The organism is Streptomyces sp. NPDC020983 (genome assembly GCF_044333485.1).
Taxonomy (GTDB): Bacteria; Actinomycetota; Actinomycetes; order Streptomycetales; family Streptomycetaceae; genus Actinacidiphila.
In genome coordinates, this window is the sequence record NZ_JBIRRA010000003.1 from 344670 (window position 1) to 363914 (window position 19245).

Consider the following 19245-nt stretch of genomic DNA (forward strand, 5'->3'; position numbering starts at 1 on the left):
ACGGTCACGCCGCGGCCGGTCAGTGGTTCGGCGGACGCGCACGGGGGAATCGCGCCCGCCGAACCGAGGACCACGTTACCGGCGCCTGCCGCCCGGAAGGGAGCCCGCAACGGGCAATTCATTCCGCGGGATTACGCCATGGCACAGGCGCGCATTCACCTGCCCTGCCCCGCCGGGCAGTTGACCGGCCGTCAGGCTGTTCCGGCCAGAACAGCAGTACGATCAGCGGGCCGTCAGATCCTGCAGTCCGACCACCCGCAGGAGCTGTAGCCGCTCGTACGACCGGCTGCCCGGCCGCGCGGTGTAGACGATGAGCTGCTGGTCGTGCCCGGCGCTCAGGAGCACCTCGCAGTCCAGCGTCAGCTCTCCCACCACCGGGTGCAGGAAGCGCTTGGCGTCGGAGCGCCGGAGCGCGACGTGGTGCTCGTCCCACAGCCGCGCGAAGTCCTCGCTGACCGCGCGCAGCTCGGCAACCAGCGCCGCGGCGCGCGGGTCGTCGGGCCGGGAGGCGAGCACGGCGCGCAGGTTGGCCACGCTCGCGCGGGCGAGGTGCTCGCGGTCCTCCGGGGGGAAGAGCTCGGCGGCGGACGGGTCGGTGAACATGCGGCGCATCAGGTTGCGCATCGCCGGCGGCCGGGCCGACGCGTCGCCGCTGAGCGCCACGGACATCGCGTTCTGCGCGAGGACGTCGCCGATGTCGCTGACGACCTGGGCAGGCGTGTCGTGCAGCCGGTCCAGGACCAGCAGCAGCCCGGGGCGTACGTGCCCGCTGCCGGCGGTCTCGCGCGGCGGCTCCTCCCCGCTCAGGTGGAAGAGGTGGTCGCGCTCGTCGGCGGTCAGCCGCAGCGCGCGGGCCAGGGTGGTGAGCATCTGCCGCGACGGCCGCGGGCCGCGGGCCTGCTCCAGCCGGGTGTAGTAGTCCACCGACATACACGCCAGCTGGGCCACCTCCTCCCGGCGCAGCCCCGGGGTGCGGCGCCGGGGGCCGCCGGTGAGGCCCACGTCGGCGGGTGACAGGCGGGCGCGGCTGCGGCGCAGGAAGTCGGCGAGTTCGGGTCGGTCCACCTCTCCAGGATGCGGCCGCCCGCCGGCGCTATCCAGGGAGTGCCACTCCCTGGATCGGCAGGTCTCTCCCGGCCCGGGCGGCACCGCCGCAGGGTGGGGGGCGCCGGCGGGCCTTCCGCCCGCCGCGCAGGACCACAGGAGGACACCATGAGGATTCTGGTCACCGGGGCCACCGGCCAGGTCGGCCGCCGCTTCGTCCCGCGGCTGCTGCAGCGCACCGGCCCGGACGACGCCGTACGCGTCCTGGTCCGCGACGAGGCGCGGGCCGAGCCGCTGGCCCGGGCGGGCGCGGAACTGATGGCCGGCGACCTGCGCGAGCCGGCGGACGCCCGCAGGGCCCTGGAGGGCGCCGACGCGGTCGTGAACGTCGCCGCGGCCTTCCGCGGCGTGCCGGACGACGAGTGCCGGGCCGTCAGCCGGGACGCCGCCGTCACCCTCGGCGAGGCCGCGGTCGCGGCGGGCGTCAGCCGCTTCGTCCAGGTCAGCACCAACCTCGTCTACGGCACCGGGCACGGCAGGCCGTCGGTCGAGGACGACGGCCCGGTCACCGGCGGGCAGATGTGGGGTGCATACCCGGCGGCGAAGAAGGAGGCCGAGGACCGGCTGCTGGCGCTGCACCGGGACAGCGGCCTCGACGTGCGGGTGGCCCGGCTCGCCTTCGTCTACGGCGAGGGCGACCCGCACCTGGCGAACTCGCTGCACTGGGCCGGCGACTGGGCGGCGCACATGCGCCTCCAGATGGTGCACCACGCCGACGTGGCGCAGGGCATCCTGCGCGTCCTGTACGCGCCGGGCATCGCGGGCCGCGTCTACAACGTCGCCGACGACGCCCCGGTCTCGGCGGCCGAACTGCACTGGCTGAACGGCGTGCCCGTGCCCGAGGGCAGTGCGGACCGCACGGTGGAGCACCCCTGGGAGGGCGTCGTCTCCACCGTCCGCATCCGCGACGAGCTGGGTTACCGCCCGCTCTTCCCGTCGGTGTGGACGGCCCGCGACGCGGGCGCGCTCTAGCGGTGTCCCGGGCACCGGCCACCCGCACGGGTGGCCGGGGGCCGTGTCGCGGTGCGCCGTGCGGGAGGTGCCGCGCGGGCGCGGCCAGACTGGGACGCATGACGACCGACGTAGCCGCCGTGCTGGAGCGCATGCGGGCCACCGACGCGGGCCTGCCGTACGGGGACGGCGTCGCCGTCTTCACCCGGGTCTACGCCTGCGTGACGGGGGAGGTCGAACGGCGGCTCGCGGGAGGGGAGTTCACGGACCGGGCGGTGGCCGCGCGGCTCGCGGTGCGCTTCGCCGGGCGCTACCTCGCGGCGGTCGAGGACGACGCGGCGGGCCGCCGTCCGCCCGCGTGCTGGCGCCCGCTGTTCACACTGCGCGCCCACCCGGGCGTCCGGCCGCTGCAGTTCGCGCTGGCCGGCATCAACGCCCATGTCGGGCACGACCTGGCGCTCGCGGTGCTCGACACCTGCCGCGCCACCGGGCTCGGGATCGGCGCGCTCGAAGCGGACTTCGACCGGATCGGCGAGGTGCTCACCGCGATCGAGGAGCGGGTCCGGGAGGACCTGATGCCCGGGCCGGACCTGCTGGAGGCCGCCGACCCGCTCACCCACCTCGTCGGGTCCTGGTCGCTGGCCCGGGCCCGGGACGCGGCCTGGGCGGCGGCCCGGCTGCTGTGGGCGCTGCGCGACTCGCCGGCCGCGTACGACGAGTGCGTGAGCCGGCTGGACGCGGGCGTGGGCCTGGTCGGCCGCCTGCTGCTGACGCCCGCCCGCTGCGGGCGTCAGTCGTCGGGCAGCAGCACCGGGGCCAGCTCCTCGTAGCGGTCGCCGGGTCCGGGGTTGAGCGGGTCGGTGGCGCCGCCGAGGTGGTGCATGACGCCCCACACCGCGTTGAGCGCGGTCTGCACCGCGCCCTCGGCCCAGCCGGCGGTCCAGGAGATGTCGTCGCCCGCGAGGAAGAGGCCGCGCCGGTCGGCGGGCAGCGCGTCCTGCATGAAGTGCGTGAACAGCCGCCGCTGGTAGCGGTAGTGGCCGGGCAGGTTCGCCTTGAAGGCGCCCATGAAGTACGGCTCGTTCTCCCAGGAGACGGTCACCGGGTTGCCGATGACGTGCTTCCTGATGTCGACGCCCGGGTAGATCTCGGCGAGGGAGCCGAGCATCACCTCCATGCGCTCGTGCGCGCTCAGCGGCAGCCATTTGAGGCTGTCGTCGCACCAGGTGTACGACAGGCAGATCGCGGCCGGCCGGTCCGGCCCCTGCTCCAGCAGGTAGGTGCCGCGGGTCATCCGGTCGGTGAGCGTCATCGACATCACGTCCCGCCCGGTGCGCGGGTCCTTGTCGCGCCAGAAGGGCCGGTCGACGGGCACGAAGAGCTTGCTGGACGCCATGTAGTGGGTGCGCTCGACGGCCGTCCAGTGGTCGATCGGGAAGAGCGCGTCGTCGCACGCGATCTTGGACAGCAGCATCCAGCTCTGCGCGGTGAAGACCACTGCCTTGTACGAGCGGATGTCGCCGGTGGCGTCGGTGACGGTGATGCGGTTGCCCGAGGTGCGGTGCAGCCCGGTGACCGCCGGGCGCGGCCTCCCGCCGTCGTGCAGCGAGGCCGGCGAGGTGCCGCGGGGCCAGTGCACGGGCTTGTCGGGCGCCATCTCCCACAGCCGCAGCGGCAGTTGCCGGCTGCCGCCGTCGATGCTGCGGTGGTCGTCGTCGGCGCCGGTGTAGACGACCCGCAGGATCTCCAGGATCGAGTTGGGGAAGTCGGTGTCCCAGCCGCCGGTGCCGAAGCCGACCTGCCCGAAGATCTCCCGGTGCCGGAAGGAGCGGAAGGCGGGCGAGTCGCACAGGAAGCCGTAGAAGGTCTGGTTGTCCAGCCGCTCCACGAGCGCGGACCACATCCGGCGGATCTCGGGGACGTCCCGCTCGCGCAGCGCGCGCTGCATCGCGGAGAAGTCGGCGCCCTCCTCCAGGCAGGCGTTCCAGGCGTGCATCACCTGGTGGTAGACCTCGGGGAGATCCTCCAGGCACGTGGCGTAGTGCGTCCGGCCCTTGAGGTCGACGACGGTCGACGGGGTCGCGGGCGCCAGCGGGTTGGGGAAGGGCGAGCTCGTCAGGCCGGCCAGGTCCGCGTAGTGCCAGAAGGCGGTGGAGGACGGCGGGAAGCGCATCGCGCCCATCTCGGCGGTCAGTTCCGGGTCGCAGCCGTCGAAGCCGACCGTGCGCAGCCGCCCGCCGATCCGGTCCGCCTCGTAGACGACCGGCCGCAGTCCCATGGACAGCAGCTCGTACGCCGCCACCATCCCGGACAGGCCGCCGCCGACGACCGCGACCTCGGTGCCGTGCTCGGCCGGCGGCACCGCGCCGAGCCCCGCCGGGTGGGCGAGGAAGTCGTCGTAGGGGAAGGGGAAGTCGGGGCCGGACATCGTGATGGGCGGCTGGGTCTGCGCCTCGATGTGCTGCTCGTCGTGGACGGCGGTGGGCACGGACGTCATGCGCGGGGGCTCCTGGCGGTGAGGTTGCGGTAGAGGTCGGGCCTGCGGTCGTCGAGGTACGGCGTGGCCGCGCGCGCCCCGGCGATCCGCGCCGGGTCGGCGTCGCCGAACAGCACGCCGGGTCCCGCCCCGGCCCGCGCGGCGACCTCGCCGTCGGGCCCGGCGAGGCAGCTCAGCCCGGCGAAGTCGTAGCCGCCCTCCGGACCGCAGCGGTTGGCGTACGCGACGAACAGCCCGTTCTCGTACGCCCTCGCCGGCACGAGCAGCCGCGGCACGGCCTCGTACGGGCGCATCAGCGCGGTCGGCACCGCCAGCACGTCCGTGCCGGCCAGGGCGTGCGCCCGCACGGCCTCCGGGAACTCCACGTCGTAGCAGACGAGCAGGCCGATCACGAGGCCGTCCAGTTCGGCCTGCACGACCGGCTCGGCGCCGGGCGTGAAGGCGGCGCGCTCACCCTCCCCGTACAGATGCGTCTTGCGGTACGTGGCCCTCGCGGCGCCGTCCGGACCGACGAGCCGGACGGCGTTGCGGACGGTGTCCCCGTCACGCTCGGGCCAGCCGTACACCACGGCGAGCCCGTACTCCGCGGCGACGCGGGCGGCGCACTCCGCGGCGGGCCCGTCCGCGGGCTCCGCCAGCTCCGCCGCCCGCCGGCCCAGCACGTAGCCGGTCCAGGACAGCTCGGGCGCGACCATGAGCCGCGCCCCGCCGCGAGCCGCCTCGCGGGCCGCCGCCTCGAACGCCGCCCCGCCGGGCCCCACCCCCTGAGCCAGCGCGATGCGCACCCTCGTGCTCCTTCTTTCCGCAGGTCACCCCGTATGCCTCGACGCTACGTACCGCCTGCGGCGCACTCAAGACCCATCCTTTGCGCGCCGGTGAGCGATCCGTTGCGTGTTCCGCCGCGCCGCCGGTGATCCGTTGCGCGGGCGGGGCAGGGGCGCACCGCGCCGCCCCCCGCACACGGGAGCGCCCGGTCTCCGGGGGGCCGGAGACCGGGCGGGGGGACCGCCGGGGAGGCGGTCAGGGGGTGTCACCCGGGAGGGGGTCCGAGGGGGACTCCATGTCCGTCTCGATCTTCTCCCGCCGTACGCGCCCGCGTACCTTCTTCTGCTCCACGTGCTCCTCCACCCGCATCCGGACCCGCTCCTTGGGGACGACCTCCGTCTCGACGACGGGGCTCTCCTCGTGCAGGGTCACGTAGCGCTCGGCCTCGCTGATCTCGCGGCCGGAGCGCAGGGCCTCGCGCTCGGAGGCGCTGATCGGCTCGCGCTCGACCTTGACCTCCTCGTGGCGGACGGGGACGGTCTGCTCGACCTCCTCGACCTCGACGTACTTGCGCAGCTGCGCCTTGCCCGAGGCGTGCCGTTCGACCCTGACGTGCATCTCCTCCTCGGAGCGCGTCAGGGCCTCGCCCTCGGCCCCGGCGGCGACACCGCGCTCGGGGGCACCCGTGCGGCCGGGCATCCCGGCGGCGCCGATCCCGGTCCCGGCGCCCGCGTTCGCGGCGGCGGACTTCTCGTCCGTCCCGGCCCCGGTGTCCCGGGCGGAGCGCCTCGTGCCCGCGGCGGCGCCCGCCGCCCCTCCGGCGGCCGCGGCCCTGCCCGGGGCACCGGCGGACTCGCCCTTGTCGCCGCTGCGCTCGATGCCGTAGTAGCGGTAGAGGTGCTGCTCCTCCTCGACCGACAGGTGGCCTCCGGAGTCGACGTCCACGTTGGGCGCGCCCTTGATCTTCTCCCGCGCGTACGGCACCTCCAGGTGGTCCTGGACAAGCCGCGCGGAACGGGTCGGCACGAAGGTCTCGTTGCTGCCGAAGAACCCGGTCTTGACCGTCACCCACTCGGGATTTCCGGTGTTGTCGTCCAGGTACATGTGCTTGGCGTCGCCGACCTTCTTGCCCTCGGCGTCGTGGACCGGATGGCCCACCACCTGGGGTATCTGTTCGCGCGTGATCATGTCGCCTCCTCGGGGCTGCCGTGACCTGGGAACGGTCAATGAACGGATTACCCCGGACGGCCCGGCAAAACCTGCCGAACCAGACATTTTGCCCAGCCGCCCGTATCGCACGGCGGAAACACGGGCCGGCTCATCCGGGACTGCCCGCCCCGTAGCGGCGCAGCAGCGGTGAGAGCACCAGCACCGACTTGGTCCTCGTCACGAAGGGCTCACCGGCGATGCGCTCCAGCACCTGCTCGAAGTGCCGCACGTCGGCGGCGAAGACCTGCACCACCGCGTCCGCCTCACCGGTCACGGTCGAGGCGGACGCCACCTCGGGGTAGCGGGCCAGGCCCCGCCGGATGTCGTCGGGCGAGGTGTTGTGGCGGCAGTACAGCTCCACGAGGGCCTCGGTCTGCCAGCCGAGGGCGGCCGGGTCGACGCGTACGGTGAAGCCGGTGATCGCCCCCGCCGCCCGCAGCCGGTCGACCCGGCGCTTGACGGCGGGGGCCGACAGGCCCACCTCGGCGCCGATGTCGGCATAGGTGCGGCGGGCGTCGGCGGCCAGCGCGTGGACGATGCGTTCGTCGAGTTCGTTCAGCGGCACGAGGCCCGACGCTACCGCCGGCTACTGCCAGCTGGCGTGCAGGGGCTTGCCCTCGGCGTAGCCGGCGGCGCTCTGGACACCGACGATCGCGTTGCGCTCGAACTCCGCGAGTGAGCCCGCGCCCGCGTATGTGCACGAGCTGCGGACCCCGGCGATGATCGAGTCGACCAGGTCCTCCACGCCCGGCCGCACCGGGTCGAGGTACATGCGGGAGGTGGAGATGCCCTCCTCGAAGAGCCCCTTGCGGGCCCGGTCGTACGCCGACTCCTCGGCGGTGCGGTTGCGGACCGCGCGGGCCGAGGCCATGCCGAAGGACTCCTTGTACAGCCGGCCGTCCGCGGCCTGCTGGAGGTCGCCGGGCGACTCGAACGTCCCGGCGAACCACGAGCCGACCATGACGTTGGAGGCGCCCGCCGCGAGGGCCATCGCGACGTCCCGCGGGTGCCGCACACCGCCGTCCGCCCACACGTGCCTGCCGTGCCGGCGCGCCTCGGCGGCGCACTCCAGGACGGCGGAGAACTGCGGGCGGCCCACCCCCGTCATCATCCGGGTGGTGCACATCGCGCCGGGGCCGACGCCCACCTTGACGATGTCCGCGCCCGCCTCGATCAGGTCCCGGGTGCCCTCGGCCGACACCACGTTGCCCGCGACGACCGGCACCCGCGGATCGAGGGCGCGGACGGCGCGGACGGCGGCGAGCATCGACTCCTGGTGGCCGTGCGCGGTGTCCACCACGAGGGTGTCCGCCCCGGCGTCGAGCAGCTGCGCGGCCTTGCCCGCCACGTCGCCGTTGATGCCCACGGCGGCGGCGATGCGCAGCCTGCCCCCGGCGTCGACGGCGGGCTCGTAGAGCGTGGCGCGCAGCGCGGCGGTCCGGGTGAGGATGCCGGCGAGCCGGCCGTCCGCGTCGACCGCGGGAGCGAGCTTGCGGTGGGCGTCCTCCAGCCGGTTGAAGGCGTCCCGCGGGTCGATGCCCGCGTCCAGCACCAGCAGGTCGGTGGACATCACCTCGGACAGCTGGGTGAAGCGGTCCACGCCCGTCAGGTCCGACTCGGTCACCACGCCGACCGGGCGGCCGTCCTCGACCACCACGCCCGCGCCGTGCGCCCGCTTGGGCAGCAGCGACAGCGCGTCGGCGACGGTCTGGCCGGGGGCGAGCGTGATCGGGGTGTCCAGCACCAGGTGGCGCTGCTTGACGTAGCCGATCACGTCGGCCACGACGTCGAGGGGAATGTCCTGCGGGATGACGGCCAGGCCGCCGCGGCGGGCGATGGTCTCGGCCATCCGGCGGCCGGCGACGGCGGTCATGTTGGCGACCACCAGCGGGATCGTGGTGCCCGTCCCGTCGGGCGACCGGAGGTCCACGCCTTGCCGGGAGCCCACCGCGCTGCGGCTGGGCACCATGAAGACGTCGTCGTACGTCAGGTCGTACGGAGGCTGAACATCATTGAGGAAACGCACGTACTTCATATTTGCATGCGCAGGCCAGCAGTGCCTACGGAGGAACGTCCGGCTCTTGGCCGAGGGCCTTCGTGTCTTCCTCCAGGACGACCCGCAGCTCGGTGTCGGTGTCCCGCCAGAACAGCTCGGCGTCCCGCAGGATGTCCCGCACGATCCGCCACTCGCGCGGCAGCGCCTGTGCGAAGCCCTCCCAGCCGCGGACGTGCAGCCGCCGTCCGGCCGGCTCGGCCGGCCACCACGACAGGTCGGTGAGGCAGTCGGCGAGCGAGTCCCAGGTGCGGCCGAACCACTCCGGCAGGGCCAGGTCGGCGGTGCACCGGTCCATGAACGCCTGCCGGTCGCCGACGCCGGTCAGGTCGAGCACGAGCATGCGCCGATGCTGCCACAGCAGGCGGCGGGGCGCGCGGCAGCGGCGCGCCGGTCGGGGCGCCCGGCGGCGCCGTCGGCGGACGTCAGCGGTCGTCGGGGTCGGCGCGGTCCAGCGCCGGGCGCTCGGCGGGGCGCGTCCCGGCCAGCAGCCGGTCGGCGGCGGCGATGTCCGTGACCAGGCTGGTGACGAGGCCGGACCGCAGTACCGCGTCGATCGCGGCGGCCTTGCGGGTACCGCCCGCGACGGCCAGCACCTCGGGGATGCGGCGCAGCCGGTCGGCGTCGATCGTGATGCAGCGCTCCCCCAGGTCGCGGCCCACCCGGCGGCCGGACGCGTCGAAGAGGTGCGAGGACATCTCGGCGGCCACCCCGAGCCCCGCGTAGTGCTCGCGCTCCTCGTCGCTGAGCGCGTCGTGGACCGTGGAGATCCCCGCCTCCCACGAGCCGACGGACACCACCGCGACGGTCACCTTGTCGTAGTGGGCCATGACCGCGGCGATACCGCTCTGGCCGCGCAGCGCGTCGGCGGTGGCCGGGTCGCCGAGGACCATGGGCGCGTACAGCGGGTGCGCCTCGCCGCCGGAGACCGCCGCCGCGGTGCGTACCGCCTCGACCGAGCCGCGCTCGGCGGTGCCGACGTCGTAGACGCCGGTGAGCTGGACGACGGTGCAGGGCGCGAGCCGGTCGATCGCGTTGGCCATGGTGATGATGGAGCGGCCCCAGGCCAGCCCCAGCACGTCGCCGTCGGTGACCAGCTCGCCCAGCAGCCCGGCGGCCACCGCGCCCAGGTTCTCCGGGTCGGGGGCGTCGGCCTGGTCCGGCGGGGTCTGCACGACGACCGCGTGGCGCAGCCCGTAGTGCGCACGCAGCGCGTCGGAGCGTTCGGCGTCCAGCTCGGCCGGGACCCGGATCTCGATCCGCACCAGCTCGCGTTCCAGCGCGGTCTCCAGGACCCGGGCCACCTTGAAGCGGCTCACGCCGAACTCCTCGGCGATCTGGATCTTGGACTTGCCCTCCAGGTAGAAGCGACGCGCCATCGCCGCCGCCTGGACCATCTCCCCTGGGCCCATGCGCGCCTGTGCGCGGCCTGTGCTCACGTCCGTCTCTCCCCAGTCGCCCGGCCGGTCCGGCTCTCGCCTCATCCTCGCAGACGCCGGGGGTTACGGGCGCGTAGCACCCGGCGGCCGGAGGATCAGTGCCGGTGCACCGCCGAGGCCTGCTCCCGCAGGGCCCGCACGGCCGCCGCCGGGTCGCCCGCGCCGTAGACCGCGTTGCCCGCGACGAAGTTGTCGGCACCGGCCTCCGCGCAGCGCTCGATCGTCTCGGCGGACACCCCGCCGTCCACCTGGAGCCGGATCTCCAGGCCGTGCCGGTCGATCAGCTGCCGGGTGCGGCGGATCTTGGGCAGCATGATGTCCAGGAACTTCTGCCCGCCGAAGCCCGGCTCGACGGTCATGATCAGCAGCATGTCGAGTTCCGGCAGCAGGTCCTCGTAAGGCTCGACCGGCGTCGCCGGCCGCAGCGCCATCGCCGCGCGGGCGCCCTTGGCGCGGATCTCCCGGGCGACACGGACCGGCGCGGCCGCGGCCTCGACGTGGAAGGTCACCGACGAGGCGCCGGCCTCGACGTAGGCGGGCGCCCAGCGGTCGGGGTCCTCGATCATCAGGTGGCAGTCCAGCGGGGTCCCGGTCGCCTTGTGCAGCGACTCGACCACCGGCAGGCCCAGCGTCAGGTTCGGCACGAAGTGGTTGTCCATCACGTCGACATGGAGCCAGTCGGCGCCCTCGACCGCCCTGGCCTCGTCGGCCAGCCGGGCGAAGTCCGCGGACAGGATGCTGGGGCTGATCTGCACGGTCATGGCCCCAGCAAACCAGATCGCCGAGCACGGCGGAAACCCGGTGCGGGGCCGCCGCACCCCCGCAGCGGACACGCCCGCACCGCGGCCGGCGGGCGCGCCCCGAACACCGGTGCCATGCTGGGACCGGCCCGCCCCGCGCGCCTGCCGGGGTGTCAGAGGGCCTCCACCGAACGGAACACGGGGGACACGCGGATGGCGGGCACGGCGGGACGGTTCGCGCACCTGGTCACCGGACGGCGCGCCAAGTGGGTCGTGCTGGCCCTGTGGGTCGTCGTGCTCGTCGCCCTCGGCCCGCTGGCCACCCGGCTGATGGGTGCGGAGAAGAACGACGCGGCGAGCTGGCTGCCCGGCAACGCGGAATCCACGAAGGTGCTCCAGCTCCAGAAGCAGTTCGTGCCCGAGTCCGCCCCGGCCGTCATCATCTACACCCGTCCGGGCGGCCTCACCCCCGCCGACGTCGCCGCCGTCGGCCGCAGCGCCGCCGCCGTCCGCGCCACGACCGCGCACGGCGTCATCGGCTCGCGCACGGTGGGGCCGCAGTTCGACCGCCGGCCGGACCCGCGGGCGGCGCAGCTGGTCGTGCCCATCGTCCTGGAGGAGAAGGGCTGGGCGTCCGTCGAGGACGCGGTGGACGACCTGCGCGCCACCGCCACCCGGGGCACCGGCGGCCTCCAGGTCCACATCACCGGCCCCGGCGGGTTCGCCGCCGACTCCAACAAGGCCTTCGCCGGCATCGACGGCACCCTCCTGTACGCGGCCCTCGCCGTCGTCGTCGTGATCCTGCTCATCACCTACCGCAGCCTGACCCTGCTGCTGCTCCCGGTGATCTCCGTCATCGCCGCGCTCTTCACCACCGAGGCCCTGGTCTACCTGCTGGCCCGGCACGCCGGCCTCGTCGTCAACGCCCAGAGCGCCGGCATCCTCACCGTGCTGGTCTTCGGCGCCGGTACGGACTACGCGCTGCTGCTCGTCGCCCGCTACCGCGAGGAGCTGCGCCGCCACGAGGACCGCCACGAGGCCATGGCGCTCGCCCTGCACCGCGCCGGACCCGCCGTCGTGGCCAGTGCCGCGACCGTCGCGCTGAGCATGCTGTGCCTGCTCGCGGCCGACATGAACTCCACCTCGGGCCTCGGCCCCGTCGCGGCCATCGGGGTGGCCGTCGCGCTCACCTCGATGGTCACGCTCTTCCCCGCGCTGCTGGTGATCGTCGGCCGCTGGGTCTTCTGGCCGGCCGTCCCGCACGTCGGCACCCCCGAGCCCACCGCGACGGGGGTGTGGGCGCGCATCGGGCAGCGTGTCAGCCGCCGCCCGCGCCTGGTGTGGAGCACCACCGTGGTGATCCTCGGCGCCCTCGGCTTCGGCCTCTTCTCCATCAACGCGGACGGCCTCGCCCAGGCCGACAGCTTCACCGACACCCCCGACTCCGTCGTCGGGCAGCGCCTCCAGGACCGCTACTTCCCCGCGGGCGGCGGCCAGCCCATGGTCGTCGTCGCCGACGCGCACGCCGCCGCCGAGGTCACCGCGGCGCTGCGCACGCTGCCCGGCGTCCTGCCCGCGAGTGTCGGCACCCCGCCGGGCGTCACCCCGTACCGGAACGGCCACGTCTACCTGGAGGCCACCCTCACCGAGCGCCCCGACACCGACGCGGCCCGCAGCACCGTCGACCACGCCCGCAGCGTGCTGCACGCCCTCCCCGGCGCCGACGCGAAGGTCGGCGGCAGCACCGCGATCCAGCAGGACACCGCACGCGCCTCCAGCCGCGACAACGTCCTGCTCATCCCGCTGATCCTGGTCGTCGTCCTGCTGATCCTCGCGGTGCTGCTGCGCGCGCTCGTCGCGCCCGTGGTGCTCATCGCGACCGTCGTGCTGTCCTTCGCGGCCGCGCTCGGCGTCAGCTCGCTGGTCTTCGCGCACGTCTTCGACTACGCGGGCGAGGACACGTCCTTCCCGCTGTTCGTCTTCGTCTTCCTGGTCGCGCTGGGCATCGACTACAACATCTTCCTGATGACCCGCATCCGCGAGGAGAGCGCGGCGCTGGGCACGCGGCAGGGCGTGCTGACCGGCCTCGCCGCCACCGGCGGCGTCATCACCTCCGCCGGCCTCGTCCTCGCCGGCACCTTCGCCGTCCTCGGCACCCTGCCGGTGGTCTCCTTCGCGGAGATCGGCTTCGCGGTGGCCTTCGGCGTCCTGCTCGACACGTTCGTCGTCCGCTCGGTGCTCGTCTCGGCGATCACGCTGGACCTGGGCGACCGCACCTGGCTCCCCTCCCGCCTGGGGCGGCCCCCTGCCGCGCGGGGCGAGCGGGTCTAGGGGCCGGGGGCCCCGCGCGGCAGGGCGGGGTCAGGACGTACGGCGCAGCAGGGCCAGGAACATCGCGTCCGTGCCGTGCAGGTGCGGCCAGAGCTGTACGGCCGGGCCGGGCCCCAGGTCGGGCACCCCCGGGAGGAAGGGGCGCGCGTCGAGGAGTTCGAGGCCCGGGGTGCGGGCGAGGACGTCCTCGACGACCTCCCGGGTCTCCGCGAGGTGCGGCGAGCACGTGGCGTAGCCGACGACGCCGCCGACGCGGGCCGCGGCCACCGCCTCGCCGAGCAGCGCGCGCTGGAGCGGCCCAAAACCGCGGACGTCCTCGGCGCGGCGCCGCCAGCGGGCCTCGGGGCGGCGGCGCAGGGCGCCGAGCCCGGTGCAGGGGACGTCGACGAGCACCCGGTCGAAGGAGCCCGGCGCCCACAGCGGGCGGGTGCCGTCGGCCACGACGACCTGGTAGGGCCCGGGGTTGCCGGCCAGCGCGCGGCCGACGAGCCGCGCGCGGTGCGGCTGCTTCTCGACGGCGACGAGCCGCGCGCCGCGTCCCGCGGCGAGCCCGGCGAGCAGCGCGGCCTTGCCGCCGGGGCCCGCGCAGCCGTCGAGCCAGAGCTCGTCACGGCCCTCGACGGGCACGGCGGCGAGGGCTGCGGCGACGAGCTGGCTGCCCTCGTCCTGGACGCCGGCCCGGCCCTCGGCGACGGCCGGCACCGCGGCGGGGTCGCCGCCCTCGGAGAGGCGTACGGCGTAGGGAGACCAGCGGCCGGGCTCGGTGGCGCCGTCCGGCACCGAGGCGGCGACGTCCGCCGCGGTGGCACGGCCGGGACGGGCGACGAGGGTCACCTCGGGCCGCGCGTTGTCGGCGGCGAGCAGGTCCTCGACGCCGCTGCGGCCGCCGCCGAGCGCGTCCCAGAGGGCGGAGACGATCCACCGCGGGTGCGAGTGGACGACGGCGAGGTGCCCCTCGGCGTCGTCCTCGTACGACGGCGCGACACGCTCCAGCCAGCCGTCGAGGTCGTGCGCGGCGACCTTGCGCAGCACCGCGTTGACGAACCGCGCACGGCCCTCCCCGAGCACCACCCGGGCGAGGTCGACGCTCGCGGAGACGGCGGCGTGCGGCGGGATGCGGGTCGCGAGCAGCTGGTGCGCACCGAGGGAGAGCACGTCGAGCACCGGTGGGTCGACCTCGCGCAGCGGCCGGTCGACGCACGCGGCGATCACCGCGTCGTACGTGCCCTGGTTGCGCAGCGTGCCGTAGACCAGCTCGGTGGCCAGCGCGGCGTCCCGCCGGTCGAAGGAGCGGCCCTGGTCGGCCGCGGCGCGCTCGGCGGCGCGCAGCAGCCCGGGAAGGACCAGGTTGGCGTACGCGTCGCGCTCGTCGACCGCGCGCAGCGCCTCGAAGGCGAGGACGCGCACGGGGTCGCGCTGCGGGCGCCGGGCGGGGGTGCTCTGCGGGCGGCGCTGCTGGTGTCTGCCGTTCACTGCGCTCTGTTTCGTCACGATTGTCGTCGAACCTCGCAAGCCTACGCCGTACGGTCAGCGGCCGAGGACCGTGCCGGCGGGCGGCTGGACCCCGCGCGCCCAGTCTGCGGCGGGCATCCGCTTCTTGCCCTGCGCCTGGACCTCGCCGAGCAGGACCGCGTGGCTGCCCGTCCCGACGTGCACGGCGTTCTTGGCCACGGCCAGCTCGCCGGGCGCGAGGTCGGTGCGCTCGGGCGCGGGGGTGACGGGGCCGAGCTTGAGGCGCTCGCCGCCGATCAGCGTCCACGCGCCCGGGGCCGGGGTGCAGCCCCTGACCAGCCGGTCGACCCGCAGGGCGGGCGCGCTCCAGTCGACCTCGGCGTGCTCGACGGTGATCTTGGGGGCGAGGGTGACACCGTCGTCCGGCTGCGGACGGGCGACGAGCGAACCGTCCTCGATGCCGTCCATGGTCGCGACGAGCAGCCCGGCGCCGCTCACCGCGAGGCGGCCCAGCAGGTCCCCGCTGGTGTCCTTCGGCCGGACGGCCTCCGTGACGACCCCGTAGACCGGCCCGGAGTCCAGGCCCTCCTCGATCAGGAAGGTGGAGGCACCGGTCATCTCGTCGCCGGCCATCACCGCGTGCTGCACGGGCGCGGCGCCGCGCCAGGCGGGCAGCAGCGAGAAGTGCAGGTTGACCCAGCCGTACCGCGGCACGTCCAGCGCGACCCGGGGCAGCAGCGCCCCGTACGCGACGACCGGGCAGCAGTCCGGCGCGATCTCCCGCAGCCGCTCCAGGAACTCGGGGTCCCGCGGCCTGCCGGGCTTGAGCACCTCGATCCCGGCCTGCTCCGCGCGCTGCGCGACGGGGCTGGCCACGAGCCTGCGGCCGCGTCCGGCGACCGCGTCCGGCCGGGTCACGACGGCGGCGATCTCGTGCCGTCCGGCGGCGATCAGGGCGTCGAGCGCGGGTACGGCGACCTCGGGGGTGCCGGCGAAGACGAGCTTCATCGTGCGGGTGTGCCTCTCTCGGTTACCGGCCGCGGCCGAAGGTGGCGTGCGGCGACACCCTGACGTCGGGCGGGATCTCCCCCGCCCACTCGGCCTCGCGGATCGCCCGCATCGCGGCCGCCTGCTGCTCCGCGTCCAGCCGGTCGACGAACAGGATGCCGTCCAGGTGGTCGGTCTCGTGCTGGATGCACCGGGCCAGCCGCTGCGTCCCGCGGATCTCCAGCGGCTCCCCGTGCATGTCCTGCCCCCGGGCCACCACGTCCAGGGCCCGCCGGCAGTCGTACGTGAGTCCCGGGATCGACAGGCAGCCCTCGGGGCCGTCCTGCACCTCCTCGCCCAGCGTCAGCTCCGGATTGACCAGATGCCCCAGCACGCCGTCCACGAAGTACGTGAACACCCGCAGGGGCACGCCCAGTTGCGGCGCGGCCAGCCCCGCTCCCGGCGCGGCCTGCATCGTCTCGGTCAGGTCCCGCACGAGGGTGCGCAGCTCCGCGTCGAACACCGTCACCGGCCGCGCCACCTGGCGCAGCACGGGATCGCCGAACAGGCGGATGGGCATGACGGTCACGTGGGGCCTCTCCTGCCGGACGGGGAACGGTGCCGATTCTAGATCCCCGGGGGTGCGCCACCCACCGCACGCCCCCAGGGCGTGACTCCCGGGGCCGGTGGCGCGTTGGTCAGAAGAGTTCGACCCGTAACCGTCGGTTGGAGAGGCCTGTTGATGCCCGACCACGCAACCCCTGACGCCCAGGCGCGGGCCAGCCTGCACCTGCTGGTGCGGGACATCGAAAGGGTCCGCCGGCAGGCGGACGCGCTGCGGACACTCACCGCCCAGCTGGGCAACGTGTACCGCCCGCGGCGCAGCGGCCCCACCGCCGGCTTCGTCGTCTACGGCCGCGCGCCCGCACCCACGGTGCGGCTCGCGCAGGAGCTCAGGGACAGCGTCGAGACCCTCGTGACCGCCGCGGTCGAGTTCGACCGCTCGCTCGGCTTCTCCTGGGACGCGGTGGGCTCCGCCCTGGGGGTGACCAAACAGGCCGTCCACCGCCGCTACGGGGGGCGCCGCCCTCCCGTCCCGCCACCTCTCGCGGACGACGCGCCGCTCCCCGCCGTCCCCGCCGCCCGCCCGGCCCCCGCCGACCCGCTCCTCCCCGGCCCCCGCAACGGCTGATCCTCAGGGGGCGCGGACACGGTGCCGGGCCCCGCACGCCGCGCGCCCGGCGTGCGGCGCGTCCGGGGCGGCACCCTGGGACCGGGCGCCGGCCCCCTGTCCACCGAGGGGCGCCCCGCCACGGGCGCGGCAGCCCCTCGTCCTTCCTCCACCCCACCGGGCGGGACGCCGCCGGCGTCCCCGGAGGGGGGCGGCCCGGGGTGCCCCGGCAGGATGCCGCCCAGGAGAAGGCCGGACACGCGTTCCGCGGAGGTGCCCCGGGTGGCCCCCGGCCCACCCACAGCCGGCACCGGCAGACGGCCGCAGAGCAGCACGCACGGGCGGGACATCCCGGCCCCCCGAGGGCTAACCGATGTCCGCCGGGTCCAGGCGGACGGCGACCGGCTCGCCCCCACCCCGCGCGGCCCGCGCCACCCGCGCCTCCCGCAGCGCCAGCGCCAGCGCTCCCCCGCTCCCCGGCGGCACCCGCAGGAGCACCCTCTCCCCGCCTGACGGCTCGGCCACCGGCCCCAGCTGGTCCGCCCCCGGCGGCAGCCGCAGCACCGCGAGCAGCTCCGCCACCGCACCGGCCGGGCCGGAGACCGACGCCATCCGCGCCACCGGCGGGAACCGCAGCTCCGCCCGCTCGGCCAGCTCCCGCACGGCGTGGCCGGCGGGGTCCCACCGTACGAGCGCCTGTACGGGCCGCAGCGTCGGCTCGGCGAGGACGACGACCGTGCCGCCCTCCGCCGCCGGGCGCACCAGGGCGGCCACGGCGGCCCACCGGCGCAGCGCCTCCTCGCCGGCCCGCAGGTCCGGACGTCCCAGGAGCGCCCAGCCGTCGAGCAGCAGGGCCGCCGCGTAGCCGGGCCCGTCCGCGACGGGCTCCGCGCCCGGCGTGGCGACGACGAGCGCGGGGGCGGCACCGACGGAGGGCAGTACGGTGTCGCGACCCGACGTCCGCACCGGCACCCGGGGGAAGGCGCGGCCCAGCTCCTCCGCGGTGCGGCGGGCGCCGACGACCTGGGCGCGCAGCCGGAAGCCGCCGCATTCGGGGCAGTGCCAGTCCGCGGCCGGGCGCCCGCACCAGCCGCACGCGGGCGTACCGCCCTGCTCGCGCAGCTCCAGCGGGCCGGAGCAGGCGGCGCAGCGCGCGGCCGCGCGGCAGGAGCCGCAGGCCAGCCGGGGGACGTAGCCGCGCCGCGGCACCTGCACCAGGACCGGCCCGCGGGCCAGCGCGTCCCGGGTGACCTGCCAGGCGAGCGAGGGCAGCCGGGCGGCGCGCGCGGCGGCGTCCCGCGCCTCGTCGGCGTCGCCGACGGTGCGGATGAGCGGCGCCGCGGCCCGTACCTGGTCGCGGGAGGCGGCCAGCGGCAGCGCCCAGCCGCTGTCGACGAGCTGGGCGCCCTCGACGGTGCTGGTCAGGCCGCCGAGCAGGAAGGCGGTGCGCTCCTCGGTGGCGCGCAGCAAGAGGACGTCGCGGGCGTGCGGGTAGGGGGCGTGCGGCTCGTAGTGGCTGGAGTCGCCGTCGTCCCAGACCGCGACGAGGCCGAGGTCGGCGACGGGCGCGAACATCGCGGCACGGGTGCCGACGACGGCGCGGACCGCGCCGCGGCTGACCGCGAGCCAGCGGCGGTAGCGCTCCTCGGGCCCCGCGTCGGCGGTGAGCATGACGTGGTGGCCCTCGCCGAGGAGTTCGGTGAGGGCGGCGCCGGCGCGGGCGGCGGCACGGCCGTCGGGGAGGACGGCGAGGGCTCCGCGCCCCGAGGCGAGGGTCGCGGCGATCGCGCGGGCGAGTTCGGCGGGCCAGTGCGGGCCGGGGAGGGCGAGCCAGACGGCCCGCGGGGTGTCGCCGCGGGCGAGCGCCTGCAGGTAGCCGGGCCCGGTGGCGTACCGCGCCCACGTACCGGGCGCGGGCGCCGCGGGCAGGGGCGGCGGCTCGGGTGACGGATCGCGTTCGGCCCGGGCCATCCGGGGCGGTACGGCGAGCTGCACGACGTCGGCGAGCACGCCGGCGTAGCGGTCGGCGACCTGGCGGCACAGCGTGAGCAGCCGCGGGGTGAGGACGCGTTCGGTGGAGAGCACCTGGGCCAGCGGGGCGAGCGGGCCGGGGTAGTCGCTCTCGGCACGGCGCTCGACGACGAAGCCGTCGTGCAGGGTGCCGCCTTCGCGCCGCCCCTTGACGACGCGCGCCCCGAAGCGGACGCGGACCCTCACGCCGGGCTGGGCGTCCGCGTCCATCGCGGCGGGCACGGCGTAGTCGAAGAACTGGTCCAGGTGCACCAGTCCCTTGTCGACCAGCACCCGGGCGACCGGCAGCCCTTCGGCGAGGGCCGCCCCCCGCCACGTCCGCGGCTTCGCCCTCCGGACGGCCCCCCTGATCAGGGCGAGCTGCTCCGCCGGTTCGTCCTGCTCACTCACCCGGCAATCCTGTCAGACGGCTCCGACAGCCGGCCCCCGGCGACGCCCCGCCAGGCCGTGCACGGCCCGCTCCGCGGCCGTCCCCGCCCGGGCAGCGGAAAGCCCCCGCGGCGGGACGGCGAACC

General features: G+C 75.6%; 17 protein-coding genes. 4 read left to right on the forward strand and 13 right to left on the reverse strand.

What is annotated here, in order from left to right:
- Positions 1-222: 222 nt before the first annotated feature.
- Positions 223-1065, reverse strand: coding sequence for a helix-turn-helix transcriptional regulator (locus ACH4SE_RS07835; protein ID WP_398542421.1), 843 nt, complete (start codon positions 1063-1065; stop codon positions 223-225).
- Between the two features lie 147 nt (positions 1066-1212).
- On the opposite strand from ACH4SE_RS07835, the gene ACH4SE_RS07840 reads away from it, so the two are divergent.
- Entirely contained in the window at positions 1213-2076 is an 864-nt protein-coding gene (locus tag ACH4SE_RS07840; RefSeq protein WP_398542422.1) for an NAD-dependent epimerase/dehydratase family protein, read from the forward strand.
- Between the two features lie 98 nt (positions 2077-2174).
- Positions 2175-2885: a DUF5995 family protein gene (locus tag ACH4SE_RS07845; RefSeq protein ID WP_398542423.1), complete on the forward strand. Its 711-nt coding sequence runs from the start codon at positions 2175-2177 to the stop codon at positions 2883-2885.
- On the opposite strand, the gene ACH4SE_RS07850 is transcribed toward ACH4SE_RS07845, so the two are convergent.
- The 8 genes from ACH4SE_RS07850 to rpe all read right to left on the reverse strand — a co-directional run bounded on the left by ACH4SE_RS07850 (position 2846) and on the right by rpe (position 10779).
- A complete protein-coding gene (locus tag ACH4SE_RS07850) occupies positions 2846-4552 on the reverse strand; it encodes a flavin monoamine oxidase family protein (RefSeq protein ID WP_398542424.1) in 1707 nt (568 codons plus the stop codon). The two genes, ACH4SE_RS07845 and ACH4SE_RS07850, sit on opposite strands and share 40 nt — an antisense overlap.
- Positions 4549-5337, reverse strand: a complete 789-nt coding sequence (locus ACH4SE_RS07855) for a carbon-nitrogen hydrolase family protein (RefSeq protein ID WP_398542425.1) — start codon at positions 5335-5337, stop codon at positions 4549-4551. Before ACH4SE_RS07855 ends, ACH4SE_RS07850 begins: the two co-directional genes overlap by 4 nt.
- 235 nt (positions 5338-5572) lie before the next feature.
- Complete coding sequence (locus tag ACH4SE_RS07860) at positions 5573-6505, reverse strand: PRC and DUF2382 domain-containing protein (RefSeq protein WP_398542426.1); 933 nt, start codon at positions 6503-6505, stop codon at positions 5573-5575.
- A gap of 130 nt (positions 6506-6635) precedes the next feature.
- The gene (locus tag ACH4SE_RS07865; RefSeq protein WP_398542427.1) at positions 6636-7091 is read right to left on the reverse strand and encodes an Lrp/AsnC family transcriptional regulator; all 456 of its coding nucleotides are present in this window, start codon (positions 7089-7091) and stop codon (positions 6636-6638) included.
- A 21-nt stretch (positions 7092-7112) separates the two neighbouring features.
- Positions 7113-8561 (reverse strand): GuaB1 family IMP dehydrogenase-related protein, encoded by a 1449-nt coding sequence (locus ACH4SE_RS07870; protein WP_398542428.1) that lies wholly within the window; start codon positions 8559-8561, stop codon positions 7113-7115.
- Between the two features lie 25 nt (positions 8562-8586).
- A complete protein-coding gene (locus ACH4SE_RS07875; protein WP_398542429.1) occupies positions 8587-8922 on the reverse strand; it encodes a barstar family protein in 336 nt (111 codons plus the stop codon).
- 82 nt (positions 8923-9004) lie between these two features.
- Positions 9005-10018, reverse strand: coding sequence for a sugar-binding transcriptional regulator (locus ACH4SE_RS07880; protein WP_398542430.1), 1014 nt, complete (start codon positions 10016-10018; stop codon positions 9005-9007).
- 95 nt (positions 10019-10113) lie between these two features.
- Positions 10114-10779 (reverse strand): ribulose-phosphate 3-epimerase, encoded by a 666-nt coding sequence (gene rpe, locus ACH4SE_RS07885; RefSeq protein ID WP_398542431.1) that lies wholly within the window; start codon positions 10777-10779, stop codon positions 10114-10116.
- Positions 10780-10971: 192 nt separating this feature from the next.
- Between rpe and ACH4SE_RS07890 the strand changes: the two genes are divergently transcribed.
- Complete coding sequence (locus ACH4SE_RS07890) at positions 10972-13089, forward strand: MMPL family transporter (protein WP_398542432.1); 2118 nt, start codon at positions 10972-10974, stop codon at positions 13087-13089.
- A gap of 30 nt (positions 13090-13119) precedes the next feature.
- On the opposite strand, the gene ACH4SE_RS07895 is transcribed toward ACH4SE_RS07890, so the two are convergent.
- The 3 genes from ACH4SE_RS07895 to def are packed head-to-tail and all read right to left on the reverse strand — an operon-like array spanning position 13120 to position 16108.
- Positions 13120-14580: an RsmB/NOP family class I SAM-dependent RNA methyltransferase gene (locus tag ACH4SE_RS07895; protein WP_398542433.1), complete on the reverse strand. Its 1461-nt coding sequence runs from the start codon at positions 14578-14580 to the stop codon at positions 13120-13122.
- Between the two features lie 36 nt (positions 14581-14616).
- The gene (gene fmt, locus ACH4SE_RS07900; protein WP_398542434.1) at positions 14617-15549 is read right to left on the reverse strand and encodes a methionyl-tRNA formyltransferase; all 933 of its coding nucleotides are present in this window, start codon (positions 15547-15549) and stop codon (positions 14617-14619) included.
- Positions 15550-15571: 22 nt separating this feature from the next.
- Positions 15572-16108 (reverse strand): peptide deformylase, encoded by a 537-nt coding sequence (gene def, locus ACH4SE_RS07905; RefSeq protein WP_398542683.1) that lies wholly within the window; start codon positions 16106-16108, stop codon positions 15572-15574.
- 162 nt (positions 16109-16270) lie between these two features.
- On the opposite strand from def, the gene ACH4SE_RS07910 reads away from it, so the two are divergent.
- On the forward strand, positions 16271-16720 hold the full coding sequence (locus ACH4SE_RS07910; RefSeq protein WP_398542435.1) for a hypothetical protein: 450 nt from the start codon (positions 16271-16273) through the stop codon (positions 16718-16720).
- A gap of 345 nt (positions 16721-17065) precedes the next feature.
- On the opposite strand, the gene ACH4SE_RS07915 is transcribed toward ACH4SE_RS07910, so the two are convergent.
- Complete coding sequence (locus ACH4SE_RS07915; RefSeq protein WP_398542436.1) at positions 17066-19120, reverse strand: primosomal protein N'; 2055 nt, start codon at positions 19118-19120, stop codon at positions 17066-17068.
- Between the last annotated feature and the right edge of the window lie 125 nt (positions 19121-19245).